Origin of the sequence: Actinomadura alba (genome assembly GCF_014323705.1) — a bacterium.
Lineage (GTDB): Bacteria > Actinomycetota > Actinomycetes > Streptosporangiales > Streptosporangiaceae > Actinomadura_C > Actinomadura_C alba.
The window spans coordinates 1-14,395 of the sequence record NZ_JABVEC010000003.1 but is presented as its reverse complement, the minus strand read 5'-3'; the positions used below and the strand labels follow the sequence as shown (position 1 = coordinate 14,395).

Here is a 14,395-nt window from a genome sequence, read left to right as displayed (position 1 = left end):
CATGAAGTCTTGATCGGATCTCGATGTCGTGGGCCCGCGTACACGCGGCACCGGGTGGGTCAGACGCTCTCCAGACGGTGTTGCGCCCACGTCCGGGCGACAGCCGTCAGGCGCTTGGAGTGCGGGCGGCGCGCTGTGCGGGTCTTGTGCTGATCTCATCGTCGGAGACGATGCGCCGGACGAGCTTGGCGAACAGGGCGGTCGAGATCAGGGTCCGGGGGTCGAGAGTGCGGACCGGGGGATCGGCTGCCAGTAACACAGGTTCCTCCTTCACTGGCCGCCCGGCACGGCGCCGGACGGTGACTGTGGGGATAGTTCGTACTGCCGGTAGTCCGGGCGCTCCGGACGGATCCGCGCACGTACCGGGTTCACTGCGGCGGCCTGGCGTCGGCGGCGCATGGTGTCCAGCACGCGCCGGTCAGCGGCCCGCACGCGGTCGAGAGTCCTGCGTAGTCGCACGGTCGTTCTCCTGCATGCGGTGGTGCCGGCCGCGTGGCTGCGGCTCGGGCCGGGGCGGGCGCGCTGGCGGAGGCTGGTGCACGCGGCGAGCCGTGACGACGGCGACCCCGGCGAGCACGACGGCGAGGTAGCCGAGGAAGAGCAACGCCCACACCTGTGACCTACACATGGCGGCCTGCTTGCTGGCGCGGCAGTACGGGATACCACAGGCGGTCACCGGAGGGTCTCCGCACCGCCGCGCCAGTTGGTGCTCCCAGCCCTGGGACAAGCTGGGAGCGGTCTGGGAGGTCGTACGGCCCGGCGCCGGGCCGTACGCGCGCAGGAGGGCCGCGGGGGCTGGCCCGTCACTGCGCCTTCCCGGGTACTCCCGCCCCGGGGGACGGGCGGACGTGCCTGCCGCGCGCAGGTACGTCCGCGTCTGCAAACCCACGAAATGCCCACGGCTATCGCCGATACGTGGAGGTGGAGGAGGTGGTTTCCTCGATGCGCTCTTTGTGGGCCTGGATGTCGACGAGCCCGTTCGTGATGGCCTCGGGCGGGATCGCGTCGCCGAGGACCTGACCGGGGTCGGTGAAGACCGGGCGCAGGCTGGTCCAGGTGGATGGCGGGGGGAGGTCGTCCCACACGGCGTCACCGGCCGGGTCGATCCGGCAGCGCGCTACCAGTCCCTCGTACACGTAGGCCGTGCGGATGAGGCTCAGGCAGACCCGGTGCACGAGGCCACGTGAGCCGGCCGGGGCGCTCGTGAGCGCGTCCACGACCTTGCCCAGGGCAAGCTCGTGGTCGTCGGTCACGCCGCAGGCGCCGGCACCGGCACCGCCGACGACCGACCACGAGTACATCCGTGGCGGATCCCAAGGCCTTCGTGACAGGGCGCCGGTCATGGCACCATCACCTCCGTAGTGGCCGTTGCACAGGGCAAGCTCTCGTGTGCGCTCCGATTTGTTTCAACAAATCGAGCGCGCCAGGGCCCATGGTGGCGGCTACAATCCGGGGAGTCAATATGCTTCAACAAATCCGTTGAGAGGTGCTCATGGCGTCAGCGCGATACCGCGAGATCGCAGACGACCTCCGCCGTCGGATCAACGAAGGGGAATGGCAGCCCGGCGAGAACCTGCCACGCATGACCGACCTGGCCGCTGAGTTCAATGTGTCTCGCAACGCGGTTGCTCGCGCCGTCGCCGAGCTGGAGAACGACGGCCTCGTCTGGGCGGTCCCTCGGCGCGGCACCATCGTTCGACCGGCGAAGCGCCGCCGCGTCGTCCGCGGCAACGTGGTGAAGCGGAACACCAGGCACCACCGCCCAGACGGAAGCGAGACCGCCGGCGGTTACTCGTTCCCCGCAGCGGAGGGGAACGAGCTGTGGATCCACCACGTCCCCGCGACCGCGACGGAAGAGACCATCACGGGCAGGGTCGCGACACTCCTCAACGTCCCGGACGGATCCGCGGTCCTTCGCAGGCGTCGGGTCACCGGCCCTCCGACCGAACCGCCATTCCAGATCAGCGACACGTGGATTCACCCGCGGGGAGTCGCGGACGCTCCGGCGGTCGCCGAGCAGGGCTCCGGTCCTGGCGGATGGCTGGACCGTCTCGAGGAGGCCGGGCACGGCCCGATCGACTGGATGGAGATTCACCGAGGCCGCCTGCCCGACCCGGATGAGGCCGCGCTCCTCCAAATCCCCACGGGCCTGCCCGTCCAAGAGGTCATCCGCGTCGGTTTCTCCGCCAAGGACGGCGCGGCGATCGAGGTGACGCAGACCGTCATTCCCTCCGACCGGGTTGAGGACATCGTGTACCTCAAGCGCGACCGTTCTGCTGCGTGGCCGTACGCCGACAACGGGCCCGACGGCCCGCCGGTCGCACGCGGCAAGTAGCAGAGCGGCCCGCCGGTCAAGAGGACCCGCGGGCTTTCTGCGGTCGATGCCTACGAACTGCTCGATACATCGGGAGATCAATGACACCGCGCAACGTCAACTATTACCGCCATGACCAGGCCTCTACCGAGCAGATCCTCGACCGTGTCATCGCACCCCTGTACGAGGCCAGCCACGCCGACGTCATCACGAACCCGTTCTACTCCAGCGAACGGTTCATCGAACGCGTACGCGGCTACCTGAAGGCGCCCGGCTTCGAAATCGTCATCGCCCACATCGAGGAGACCCCGGTCGGGCAGGCGTTCGGTTATGCGCTACCGGCGACGGCCGGCTGGTGGGAGGGCCTCACGACCCCGGTCCCGGCGGGGTTCACCACCGAGACCGGTGACCGGACCTTCGCGTTCAATGAGCTCATGGTCGTGCCTCAGTGGCAGGGCAAGGGCGTCGCGCACGCGTTGCATAACGAGCTGCTTCGCGGCCGCAGAGAGGAGCGGGCAACGCTCCTCGTTCGTGAGGACAACGCCTCAGCGCAGGCCGCTTACGCGCGTTGGGGCTGGCAGAAGATCGGCAAGCTCCGCCCCTATCCCGATGCCCCGCACTTCGACGCCATGGTGCTGCCGCTCCCGCTGCCGGATTGACAGGAATTCGCGCCACCGGGAGGCTCCCCGCTCTTGATCTGAAATGCGGGGCGGTCGGCCCTCGTCACTTGTCGTAGATCTCGAACTCCCACGGCGAGTAGCCCCACTTGGTGCCGCGGGTGGTGCCGTACATCCGTACGTAGCGTGCGTCGCGCGGGGTGAAGCCCTGTGTGTCCACTTTGCCGTCGCCGTTCTTGCGCGTGATCACGGTGGTCCAGGTGGTGCCGTTGGGCGACACCTGGATCTGGTAGTTCTTGCCGTACGCGGCCTCCCAGCGCAGGATGAACCGGCCCACCCGGCGGGTCGTGCCGAGGTCGACCCTCAGCCACTGCGGGCTGCTGTACTTGCTGGACCAGCGCGTGTTCAGCTTGCCGTCGACCGCCAGTGCCGCCTCCCGGCCCGGTCCCCACACGCTCGAAGCGGTGACCGGCCGACCCAGCGCCAGGTTGGTCTTGCGCCGGTACGTCGCGGTGTAGGTCGTCGGGACCTCGGGTGCGGTGATGTTGTGGGCGGCGGTGCCCCCATCGGACCATGAGGCGAACTCGTACGGCTCGACCGCCACCCACTGCGTGGCGGTCGACGCTCCGATCGAGATGCTGGAGCCGACGATGACGGTGCTCTTCAACGGCGCCGCCGCCGTCCTGTCCAGAGCGGTCACCGGGAAGCCGGCCGGGGCGGTGTTCAGGGTGATGTCGACCGTCTTCGGGTCGAGGCGCAGGCTCGCGGTGTCGGTGAGCCCGTCGGCATCGGTGACGGTGAGCCGCAGTTCCAGCCAGGACGGGTAGTCGTGATCGGGCGCGGTGAAGTCGCCGCCGTCCCCGCTCTGCCCGGTGATCTGGTGCTCGTGGCAGTTGCTCGGGCAGTGATGCATGATCAACTTCCAGTCGAGCGCGTCGCCCGGCAGCGCCCCGTCCTCGGGATCCGTTCCGGTCCCGGTGAAGTGGATCTCGTCGCCGACCGCCCACTTGGTGCCGGCCGCCGGACTCGTGATCGTGGCTGTGGGCGGGCTGGAGCCCGCCGTGACGGCGGTGTCGACGGTGTCGGTGCCGCCGCGCGGGTCGCCGACCCTCAGCCGTACGGTGACGGTCGAGCGCGTGGTGTAGGTGAAGCTCGGCTTCGCTGCGGTGGAGTCGTCGTACTGTCCGTCGCCGTCGAGGTCCCACGCGTACGTGAGCGCCTCCCCGTCGGCGTCGCTGGAGCCGGTGCCGTCGAAGTTCACGGTGAGCGGCAGGGCTCCGTAGGTCCGGTCGGACTTGATCGCGGCGACCGGTGGGTTGTTGACGCCGTTGTAGACGAAGCGGATGATCCGGCCGCCCGCGAGGTCGACCCCGAAGATGTCGCCGCCCGGGCCGGCCTGGAGGTCGATGAGCCCGCCGGTGTTCGTCGCGAAGGTGCTGATCGCGCTCGTGCTCGGCAGGCCGTTCGTGCCCGGCCGCATCGCCCACACGCACTTGCGGTTGTAGTCGGTGAAGAACAGTGCGCCCCGGTAGGCCGCCGGGTAGGCGCCGGTCGCGTGGAACGCCACCCCCGTGATCGACGAGCTGCCGGTGGCGCAGCTCTCGCCCGCGACCACCTTCGCGTTGTGGCCGTAGCGGTAGTACGGGGCCGTCACCGCGGACGAACCGGCGGCGTAGAGGTTCTCGCACAGGGTGAGATTCGCGCCGTCGTAGCCGGCCTGCCGCGCGCTGCCCTCGTAGCACGGCCAGCCCAGGTTGGTGAGCTTGGCGGTGGGTGACGGGATGCGGTTGATCTCCTCCCAGGCCTTGTACCCCACGTCGCCGGCCCAGATCTCGCCGGTCCCCGGCCGGAAGGTGAACCGGAACGGGTTGCGCAGCCCGTAGGCCACGATGCGCTTGGCGTTGTCGTCGCCGGTGGTCGTCGGGTTGCCGGGCGCCGCCTCGCCGCTGTCCGGGTTCACCCGGATGATGCCGCCGTCCAGCGTCGTCGGGTCGGCCCGCGTGCGCAGGTCCTGGGAGCGCAGCGCGCCGCCCTCGGCGGTCGGCGGCGCGAGGGCCGTGCCGATCTTGCTGGGCGGATCACCGCAGGGGTTGTCGGGGGTGACGTCGCTGGCGGTCTGGCTGTCCTGGCCGTAGTCGGTGTAGCCGAAGCTGGCCCCGTCGCCGCCGCCGGCGTACAGCATGCCGTCCGGGCCGAACGCCACCGTGCCCACCGAGTGGCTGGGGAACTGCTGGCACCAGTCCTCGATCAGGACCCGCTCGTCGGCGAGGCCGCCCGGCTGGGCCGAGGGTGTGAGGATCGAGACCCGGCCGCTGACCACGCACCCGTCGCCGGTGCCGCCGGGCGGGCTCGGGCACTGGTCGTCCGTGCCGTTCGCCGAGGGCCACTTCGGGTACGCGCCGCCGATCTCGCCGTTGTAGGCGTACGCGGTGTAGACCCTCGGGTCGGCCGGGAAGTCCGGGTGGAGGGCGAGCCCGAGCATCCCGCGGTCCCAGTAGCTGTGCACCTTGGGGCGCAGATCGGCGTAGAGGGTCGCGGTGGTGTCGGTGAGCGAGTCGAACACCTTGATGCGGCCGTTCTTCTCCGCGACGAAGACGCGGCCGTCGGGGGAGAACTCCACGTTCGTCGGCTGGGTGAGCCCGCTGAACACCGTCTTCTGCTGGAACCCGGCCGGCAGGGCGGCGGCTTCGGCGCCCTGGCCGGTCAAGGCGACCGCCGCGGAGAGCGGCAGGGCGAGCATGACTGCCAGGACAATACGGGTGCGGCGGCCGACGAGACGCAACAGTGCGGTGACCATGGTGGACCCCCTATGCCCGAGCACTCGATCACACCATCGGGTATTTCGTCGGTAAAGGGGATGCGCGGGCCGAATGTGGCCCGCAGGTCAACCGCCGGGTGCCGTCAGGAGTCCGTCGTTGACGTTTCGACGTCGCCGACTGCGGCGCGCCGTGGATGCCCGTGTACGGCACAGCCGGACTGCACGAAAGTGGGACGAGGGCAGGGAGGCGCGTAACGAGAATCATCCAAATGGACACACAGAGTGACGGACGGGAATCTAGCCTGCATGACGTGACCAGCGCACACGAGTACTGGCCGTCCCCGCCACCGTGGGGGTGGACCGCCGATGACCTCGACCGTCTGCCCTCCGACGGCCCGAACGGCGAACCCGACTTCTTCAAGCACGTCGAGCTCATCGATGGAGCCCTCGTCTTCAGGTCCCCCCAGAGACGCTTCCACGAGCGGATGATCTGCGGGCTGACGAATAGCCTCAACGCTCTCGTTCCAGGCCACTTGGCGGCGCTGACGCGGATGGACGTCAAGCTCGGACACCGCATGCGCCCCTGCCCCGACGTCCTGGTCATCGACGCGGCCGTCGCGGACGACGACAACCGCACCTGCTACAAGGCCGGTGAGGTGCATCTGGTGGTGGAGGTCGTCTCTCCGGAGTCCGAGGAGCGCGACCGCAAGACGAAGCCGCCGCGGTACGCGGAGGCGGGGATCGCCCACTTCTGGCGGGTCGAGGAGAACGACGGCAAGCCCACCGTCTTCGTCTACGAGCTCGACCCGGCCACCAAGGCTTATGCGCTCACCGGCATCCATCACGGTCGACTGACCGTTCCCGTCCCGTTCCCCATCGACATCGACCTCGACGACCTGCCTCGTTGACGCGCTCCCTTGGACGCCCGGGCGGGGACGACGACGGTGAGAACCAGCGTGACCGCGGTGAGCACCGCGGTCACACTGGTTCTCCTGTCTCGAATGCCTCACACGCCCCCGGCGGTGGGGATCAGAGGGTGAGTGTCCAGCTGTTGATGTAGCCGGTGTCCTGGGCGAAGGCGTCCTGGACGCGCAGCCGCCAGGTGCCGTTCGCCGCCTCACCGGACAGGTTCACCGCGTAGGTGGCGTCGACGTTGTCGGCGCTGTCGGCGCTGCTGGAGTTCTTCAGCCGGTAGGCGGAGCCGTCCGGCGCGACCAGGTCGATCACCAGGTCACCACGCCAGGTGTGCACGATGTGCACCTCGGCCGTGGCCGAGGACGAGGCGTTGCCGGTGCAGCCGGAGACGGTCACCGGGCTCTCCACGGTGCCCAGGTCGGGAATGGTGTAGTCGGTGCCGTTGCTGACCGTCGTGCATCGGGTCGGGGGTGGCGGGGTATCGCCGGTCGTGGTGAACAGCAGGCGGTTCGGCGAGCCGGTGCCGGGGTTCGTGACGACGTTCGGGGTGGCCGCCGTGGTCAGGGTGGCGGTGACCTGCGCCGGCGTCGAGCTCGGGCTGCCGGCGAGGACCAGCGCCGCGGCGCCGGCCACGTGCGGGGTCGCCATCGAGGTGCCGCTGATGGTGTTGGACGCGGTGGTGCTCGTGTGCCAGGCCGAGGTGATGCCGGAGCCGGGCGCGAAGATGTCCAGGCAGGTGCCGTAGTTGGAGTACGAGGCCCGGGCGTCGGTGCGCTCGGTGGCGCCGACGGTGATGGCCGAGGGCACTCGCGCGGGCGAGTAGTTGCACGCGTTGAGGTTGTCGTTGCCCGCCGCGATGGCGTAGGTGATGCCGGAGTTGATGGAGTTGGTCACCGCGTTGTCGAGCGCGGTGCTGGCTCCGCCGCCGAGGCTCATGTTCGCGACGGCCGGCTTGACCGCGTTCGCGGTCACCCAGTCGATGCCGGCGACGACGCCGGCGGTGGTGCCGCTGCCCGCGCAGTTGAGGACGCGTACGGCCACCAGGCTCACGCCCTTGGCCACGCCGTAGGCGTTGCCGCCGACCGTGCCCGCCACGTGCGTGCCGTGGCCATTGCAGTCGGTCGCGTCGTTGTCGTTGTCGACCGCGTCCCGGCCGTGCCTGGCCCGCCCGCCGAAGTCGCTGTGGGTGGTCAGAATCCCGGTGTCGATGATGTAGGCGGTGACGTTCGACGCCGTCGTGTTGTAGGTGTAGGAACTGCTCAGCGGCAGGTTGCGCTGGTCGATGCGGTCGATGCCCCAGGAGGGCGGGTTGGGCTGGGTGGCGATGGCTCGCATGACCTGGTTCTGCTCGACGTAGGCCACGTTGGGATCGGCGGCCAGCCGCCGCGCCTGCGTTTCCGTCATGGTCGCGGAGAAACCGCGCACGCTCCGCTGATAGACATGGCCGAGCTTGCCGGCGTGCCGGCTGACGAGGGTGCGGGCACTGCTCGCGACGCCCTTCTGCCGTACTGAGGCGCTGTCCTTCAGCACGACGATGTAGCTGTCGGCGATCGCCGTCGGAGTTCCAGCGTTGCGGATCGCGGACTGTGGGGCCGCCGACGCCTGTACGGGGACGACGACGGTGAGGACCAGTGCGACGACGGCGAGCACCGTGGTCGCGACCGATCTCCGGGCTCTGGACGTTGGGGACATGCGGGGGGTCTCCTGTCTCGAATGCCTCGAACGTGTCCCGCGCGGTTTTTGGCCGCAGGCGGAACGGAACTTATGGTGAATGAAGTCCGCCTTTGCGGCAATAGGCAGTTAATGACGAAAAACTCCGTATGTTAAAGGCCTTTTACGGATTGACACGAATAGGCGGTTCGAAGGAGTTTGATTCGGGCGCGGGCGCGGGCGCGGGCGTGGCCCGTCACAGGCGCGTGACCGTGGAAACGCACTGGCACCGACGGTGCGAACTACGCCAGGCTGGTGCCGTGGACGATCTCGGGGTACGGCTGGTGCGCGAGCACACGATCCTGTCGGTCGTGGTCGGCTCGCGTGCGTACGGGCTCGCGATCGAGGGCAGCGACGTCGACCGGCGGGGCGTGTTCGTCGCGCCCACGCCGCTGTTCTGGCACTTCGACAAGCCGCCGACCCACGTGGACGGGCCCGGCCCGGAGCGGTTCTCGTGGGAGGTGGAGCGGTTCTGCGGCCTGGCGCTGGACGCCAACCCGACCGTGCTCGAATGCCTGTGGTCGCCGCTGGTCGAGCAGGTCACCGACGTCGGGCGGGAGCTGCTGGAGCTGCGCGATGGGTTCCTGTCCCGGCATGCGCACCGTACGTTCCTGCGGTACGCCGACAGTCAGTTCCGGCGGCTTGGGGCCGACCTGCGCACTCGCGGTGAGCCGCGCTGGAAGCACGTGATGCACCTGCTGCGGCTGCTGATCAGCGGCCGGCACCTGGTGGAGCACGGCGTGCCGCTGGTCGACGTCGGCGACTACCGCGACCGGCTGCTGGCGGTACGGCGGGGCGAGCTCGGCTGGGCCGAGATCATGGAGTGGCGGTCGGCTCTGACCGCGGAACTGGGCGCGGCGCTGACGCGGAGCCCGTTGCCGGCCGAGCCGGACCGCCGCGCCGTCGAGGACTTCCTGATCTCGGTGCGTCGCCGGTACGTGGAGGTGGACGGGTGAGAATGCCCGAGGGCGTGATGGCGAGGACGCGGGCGGAGCATCCGTATCCGCTGGCGTTCATGACGGTGAGCGGAGCGCACCTTTACGGCTTCCCGTCCGCCGACTCCGACATCGACCTGCGCGGCGTGCACCTGCTTCCGGTCGAGGAGGTCGTCGGGCTCGCCGAGGGCCGCGAGACGGTCACCCGGACCTTCGAGCACTCCGGAGCGGAGATCGACCTGGTCACGCACGATCTCGCGAAGTTCTGCCGGATGCTGCTGAGCCGCAACGGCTACGTGCTGGAACAGGTCATGTCGCCGCTCGTCGTGGAGTCCGGACCGGTGCACGAGGAGCTGAAGGCCCGGGTGCCGAAGCTGGTCACCTCCCTGCACGCGCATCACTACCTCGGCTTCGCCCGCAACCAGTGGAACCTGTTCGAGCGCCGGGCGGAGCTCAAGCCGCTGCTCTACACCTTCCGGGTGCTGCTGACCGGCGTTCACCTGATGCGCACGGGCGAGGTCGTCGCCGATCTGAACGCGCTCGCCGCCGAGTACGGACCGGCCTATCTGCATGAGCTGATCGAGGCCAAGCGGGAGGCCGAGCACGCGCCGCCGCCCGCCGGCGCCCCTGGCCGGGACCGGCTGGGCGCCGACGTGGTCGCGTTGACGATCCGGCTGGAGGAGGAGCGGGACTCGTCCGCGCTTCCGGCCGAATCGCCGGGCTCCGGCGGGTTGAACGACCTGGTCGTCCGGACCCGCCTCGCGACTATCGGCCGGTGACCTCGACCGGGTCGAGAACCCACGGGGCGTCCGCCGGGGCGACGCGCTCGCGCGGGACACAGGCTCGGGCCAGTACGTCCAGGACGCGTGCCGGCTCGCAGCCGTAGATCCCGGCACCCCAGGCGCTGTTGGCCTCGATGACGGCCCAGCCGCGCCCACGTACCCGCCCGATGTCGATCACGATCGCGGGGGGCATCGGGACGTCCGCGTCGCCCAAGAGTTCCTTGGCATAGGCGGCGGCCTGCTGCACGTCGTCGGGCTCCGCGTGCCAGGTGCCGTCCTCGGTGAGCGTGAATCCGCCCTCGCGCAGGTACGGCGACATCGTGGCGAGCCGCCCGTCGAGCACGAAGCACCGGAACTCGACCTCCCACACGACCGGTTCCGCGGTGAGCACCGCGGTGTCGTCGGGCTGCGCGTTCGTGGGCGGCAACTCGGCGTCCGGCCCGTACACGGTGGCCTCGAAGCCCTTCCGGCCGTCGGCCGGCTTGACGAACACGGGGTTCCGCAGCGTCCGCGCGTGGCCCATGGTGGTCAGTTCGATCGCGCGCCGGCGGTGCCGCTCCGGCAGGCCGAGCAGCCAGTCGAAGGGCGCGTCGATCAGCGCCCGGCCGAGCTCGGCCGCGATCACCTCGACGAACAGCGGCTCGCCGTAGAGCACCACGTCACGACCTCGCAACCGGTCCGGCGGCCGCCAGCCGCCCAGCCGCTCCACGCTCCAGCCGGCCCCCACGGCGGCGACGCGCAGGTCGCGGGAGTCGGAGGTGTACCGGGGCGACAACACGAGCGTGGGCACGGATACAAGCCCTTTCTCATCGACCTCGTCGGGGGGTTCGTTGTCTTCGACGCGCGCCGCGCTCGTGAGGTTGCTCTCCGTCCAGGTCCGGCCGCGGAAAAACCCGTTGCCGTCCCGTACGCCATTCCGGCAGGGTTGAGACCACAGGGAGAGACCACCGGGCGGCGGACACCCCGCCCGAACACCGCAGGGGAGGGGCCGGTCATGCGGCGCACGCACATCCATCCGGAGAGTTCGCGGCATGCCGTGCATGGGCCCGGTGCCCGTACCCACGGTCCCCGAATGCGCACGAGCTGATCGCCTCCATCCGTGATTCCCGGAGGGTTGGCCGAGCCAGGTAAGGCAGCGGCCCGCTAAGCCGTGGTCGGGTCGAAAACCCGCGCGAGTTCGAATCTCGCACCCTCCGCTCGGTTCATGGCGGGTAGGGACGCTGGTGCGTTCGGCGGTCTCATAAGCCGCGGTAGGCAGGTTCGATTCCTGCACCCGCTACGAAAGTGAAATTTCGCCGGGTCGTATCTTCTGTGCGTACCCGGCCATGGCGGCCGTGGTGTGGTGGTCTGCACACCAGGTTGTGGCCCTGGAGGTTCTCGGTTCGATCCCGGACGGCCGCCCTGCCCGCTTGATCCGCCGACGTGTCGGCGTCGAATTCGAATCGAATCGACGCCCATTCAGCCGGGGGATTATCGCGCCTTATTGACACTGCCGGATGAGCGTGTGAAAGTCTGCATTGTTCACGCGAAAGCCGCCGGAAAGTCCTCGCGCGAGTAGAGCCCTCGCGCGAGTCACGCCCGCGCATATCGCTCATGCACGCCCTCGGCGTGACGGTCGTCCGGGCCCGTCCCACTGACCGTGCGTGGCGGTCGCCCATCAGACAGGGAACCGTCCATGCGGAAGAACCTCTTCACCACGCTCGCGGCCGTACTGGCCGCCGTACTGGCCGCGATCACGGTGATCGTGGCGCAGGCCGCCACCACCACACCGGCGTCCGCGGCCGCCGCCGACACCTACTCCTGGAAGAACGTCCAGATCGCCGGTGGCGGCTTCGTCCCCGGCATCGTCTTCAACCAGAGCCAGAAGGACCTGATCTACGCGCGCACCGACATCGGCGGCGCCTACCGCTGGAACCAGGGCTCCCAGGCATGGACGCCCCTGCTCGACTGGGTGGGTCAGGGCGACTGGGGCTACAACGGCGTCGTGAGCCTGGCGACCGACGCGGTGGACCCGAACCGGGTCTACGTCGCCGCCGGGATGTACACCAACAGCTGGGACCCGAACAACGGGGCGATCCTGCGGTCCACGAACAAGGGCGACACGTGGCAGGTCAGCCCGCTGCCGTTCAAGCTCGGCGGCAACATGCCCGGCCGGGGCATGGGCGAGCGGCTGGCCATCGACCCCAACCGCAACAGCGTGCTGTACCTCGGCGCCCCCAGCGGCAACGGACTGTGGCGCAGCACCGACTCCGGTGCGACCTGGGCGAAGGTCACGAACTTCCCCAACCCCGGCAACTACGCACAGAGCCCCGGGGACGCCTATCTCGGGGACAACCAGGGGATCGTCTGGGTGACCTTCGACAAGCGCACCGGCACCGCCGGGAACCTCACCCAGACCATCTACGTGGGCGTGGCCGACAAGCAGAACACCGTCTACCGCACGACCAACGGCGGCACCTCCTGGGAGCGGGTGGCCGGCCAGCCGACCGGCTACATCGCACACAAGGGCGTCCTCGACACCGCGAACGGCCACCTCTACCTCGCCACCAGCGACACGGGCGGGCCGTACGACGGCGCCAAGGGAGACGTGTGGCGCTATGCCACGGCGACCGGTGCCTGGACGCAGATCAGCCCGATCCCGTCGAGCAGCGGCGACGACTACTTCGGCTACAGCGGCCTGACCATCGACCGGCAGCGCCCGGGCACGCTCATGGTGGCCACGCAGATCTCCTGGTGGCCGGACGTGATCTTCTTCCGCAGCACCGACAGCGGGGCCACCTGGACCCGGGTGTGGGACTGGACGAGCTACCCCAGCCGCGGCTTCCGCTACAAGATGGACGTCTCCGCGGCGCCGTGGCTCACGTTCGGCAACAACCCCGCGCCGCCCGAGGTGACGCCCAAGCTCGGGTGGATGACGGAGTCCCTGGAGATCGACCCGCTCAACTCGAACCGGATGATGTACGGGACGGGCGCGACGGTCTACGGCACCACCGACCTCGGTCTCTGGGACTCCGGCGGCCAGTTCACCATCAGGCCGATGGCGAAGGGGCTGGAGGAGACCGCGGTGCTCGACCTGATCAGCCCGCCGTCCGGCGCCCCGCTGGTCAGCGCCCTGGGTGACATCGGCGGCTTCCGGCACACGAACCTGGACGCCGTGCCGCCGATGATGTTCACCCGGCCCGCTTTCACGAGCACGACGAGCCTGGACTACGCCGAGACCAACCCGAGCGTCATGGTGCGGGCCGGCAACTTCGCCGACGCCGACCGCCCGAACGACAGCCACGCCGCCTTCTCCACCGATGGCGGCGCCAACTGGTTCCAGGGCGCCGAGCCGGGCGGCATCAACGAGGGCGGCACCATCGCGGCGGCGGCCGACGGCGGCCGGTTCGTGTGGGCGCCCAAGGACAGCCCCGTGGTCTACTCGGTCGGCTACGGGAACTCCTGGACGCAGGCGTCCGGCGCGCCGCAGAACGCGATCGTCGAGTCCGACCGGGTCAACCCGAACAAGTTCTACGCCTACAGCGGCGGCCGGTTCTACGCGAGCACCAACGGCGGGCAGAGCTTCGCCGCCACGGCCGCCATGGGACTGCCGTCCTCGGGCGTGCACTTCAAGGCGGTCGCGGGCAGGGAGGGCGACATCTGGCTGGCCGGTGACACCGGCCTGTTCCACTCCACCAACTCGGGTGCGAGCTTCACCAAGGTGGCGGGCATGGCCAAGGCCCTGAACGTCGGCTTCGGCAAGGCGGCGCCCGGCCAGACCTACCCGGCCGTCTTCGCGGTCGGAACCGTCGACGGCGTCACCGGGGTCTTCCGCTCCGACGACGCCGCGAGCACCTGGGTGCGGATCAACGACGACCGGCACCAGTACGGCAACATGGGTGAGGCGCTCACCGGGGACCCACGTATCTACGGAAGGGTCTATCTCGGCACCAACGGCCGGGGCGTGCTGTACGCCGACCGCACCGGCGGCCCCACCACCCCGCCCACGACGCCGACCCCGACCCCGACCCCGACGCCGACCCCCACGGACCCGCCGGCGAGCGGCCCCTGCTCGGTCGCGTACTCGGTGACCGGCCAGTGGAACGGCGCCTACCAGGCCGAGGTGAAGATCACGAACACCGGCACCTCGGCGGTCAACGGGTGGAACCTCGCCTGGCGGTTCCCGGACGGCCAGCGGATCACCCAGATCTGGGGTGCGACGCACACCCAGACCGGCGCGGACGTGACTGCGAAGAACGCCGACTACAACGGGACCATCCAGCCGTCCGGCACGGCGACGTTCGGCTTCATCGCCGACCGGTCCGCGTCGAACGGGCGACCGGCCGCGTTCAGCCTGAACGGCGCGGCCTGCGCGGTGGCGTAGA

The 14,395-nt window shown here is 69.7% G+C and carries 13 protein-coding genes and 3 tRNA genes; 10 read left to right on the top strand and 6 right to left on the bottom strand.

The features are described from left to right. Positions 1-106: 106 nt before the first annotated feature. On the bottom strand, positions 107-259 hold the full coding sequence (locus HKK74_RS05660; RefSeq protein ID WP_187242011.1) for a hypothetical protein: 153 nt from the start codon (positions 257-259) through the stop codon (positions 107-109). Positions 260-270: 11 nt separating this feature from the next. After that, positions 271-459, bottom strand: a complete 189-nt coding sequence (locus HKK74_RS05655) for a hypothetical protein (RefSeq protein ID WP_187242010.1) — start codon at positions 457-459, stop codon at positions 271-273. 19 nt (positions 460-478) lie between these two features. On the opposite strand from HKK74_RS05655, the gene HKK74_RS05650 reads away from it, so the two are divergent. Next, positions 479-619, top strand: coding sequence for a hypothetical protein (locus HKK74_RS05650; protein WP_187242009.1), 141 nt, complete (start codon positions 479-481; stop codon positions 617-619). Positions 620-902: 283 nt separating this feature from the next. Here the strand turns inward: HKK74_RS05650 and HKK74_RS05645 are convergent, their stop codons facing one another. Further along, a complete protein-coding gene (locus HKK74_RS05645; protein WP_187242008.1) occupies positions 903-1,343 on the bottom strand; it encodes a hypothetical protein in 441 nt (146 codons plus the stop codon). A gap of 149 nt (positions 1,344-1,492) precedes the next feature. Between HKK74_RS05645 and HKK74_RS05640 the strand changes: the two genes are divergently transcribed. Together HKK74_RS05640 and HKK74_RS05635 are read left to right on the top strand one after the other, a co-directional pair. Beyond that, complete coding sequence (locus tag HKK74_RS05640; protein ID WP_187242007.1) at positions 1,493-2,335, top strand: GntR family transcriptional regulator; 843 nt, start codon at positions 1,493-1,495, stop codon at positions 2,333-2,335. An 80-nt stretch (positions 2,336-2,415) separates the two neighbouring features. Further along, positions 2,416-2,973: a GNAT family N-acetyltransferase gene (locus tag HKK74_RS05635; protein ID WP_187242006.1), complete on the top strand. Its 558-nt coding sequence runs from the start codon at positions 2,416-2,418 to the stop codon at positions 2,971-2,973. 64 nt (positions 2,974-3,037) lie between these two features. Here the strand turns inward: HKK74_RS05635 and HKK74_RS05630 are convergent, their stop codons facing one another. Then, a complete protein-coding gene (locus HKK74_RS05630) occupies positions 3,038-5,728 on the bottom strand; it encodes a PQQ-dependent sugar dehydrogenase (protein ID WP_187242005.1) in 2,691 nt (896 codons plus the stop codon). A gap of 272 nt (positions 5,729-6,000) precedes the next feature. Here HKK74_RS05630 and HKK74_RS05625 point away from each other — a divergent pair, with 272 nt between their 5' ends. Further along, positions 6,001-6,597, top strand: coding sequence for a Uma2 family endonuclease (locus HKK74_RS05625; protein WP_312881276.1), 597 nt, complete (start codon positions 6,001-6,003; stop codon positions 6,595-6,597). Positions 6,598-6,718: 121 nt separating this feature from the next. Here the strand turns inward: HKK74_RS05625 and HKK74_RS05620 are convergent, their stop codons facing one another. Then, complete coding sequence (locus tag HKK74_RS05620) at positions 6,719-8,296, bottom strand: S8 family peptidase (protein ID WP_187242003.1); 1,578 nt, start codon at positions 8,294-8,296, stop codon at positions 6,719-6,721. A gap of 278 nt (positions 8,297-8,574) precedes the next feature. Between HKK74_RS05620 and HKK74_RS05615 the strand changes: the two genes are divergently transcribed. Next, on the top strand, positions 8,575-9,270 hold the full coding sequence (locus HKK74_RS05615; RefSeq protein WP_312881274.1) for a nucleotidyltransferase domain-containing protein: 696 nt from the start codon (positions 8,575-8,577) through the stop codon (positions 9,268-9,270). A 2-nt stretch (positions 9,271-9,272) separates the two neighbouring features. Beyond that, positions 9,273-10,028, top strand: coding sequence for a nucleotidyltransferase domain-containing protein (locus HKK74_RS05610; RefSeq protein ID WP_187242287.1), 756 nt, complete (start codon positions 9,273-9,275; stop codon positions 10,026-10,028). Here the strand turns inward: HKK74_RS05610 and HKK74_RS05605 are convergent. Beyond that, positions 10,015-10,821, bottom strand: coding sequence for an ATP-grasp domain-containing protein (locus HKK74_RS05605; protein ID WP_187242001.1), 807 nt, complete (start codon positions 10,819-10,821; stop codon positions 10,015-10,017). The genes HKK74_RS05610 and HKK74_RS05605 overlap by 14 nt on opposite strands. A 318-nt stretch (positions 10,822-11,139) precedes the next feature. On the opposite strand from HKK74_RS05605, the gene HKK74_RS05600 reads away from it, so the two are divergent. From HKK74_RS05600 to HKK74_RS05585, 4 genes are all read left to right on the top strand, one after another. Beyond that, positions 11,140-11,227, top strand: a tRNA-Ser gene (locus tag HKK74_RS05600). Positions 11,228-11,237: 10 nt separating this feature from the next. Next, a tRNA-Met gene (locus HKK74_RS05595) sits at positions 11,238-11,310 on the top strand. A gap of 49 nt (positions 11,311-11,359) precedes the next feature. Next, positions 11,360-11,432: transfer RNA gene (locus tag HKK74_RS05590), tRNA-His, on the top strand. Between the two features lie 274 nt (positions 11,433-11,706). Next, positions 11,707-14,394: a cellulose-binding domain-containing protein gene (locus tag HKK74_RS05585; RefSeq protein ID WP_187242000.1), complete on the top strand. Its 2,688-nt coding sequence runs from the start codon at positions 11,707-11,709 to the stop codon at positions 14,392-14,394. The last annotated feature ends 1 nt before the right edge of the window (position 14,395 follow it).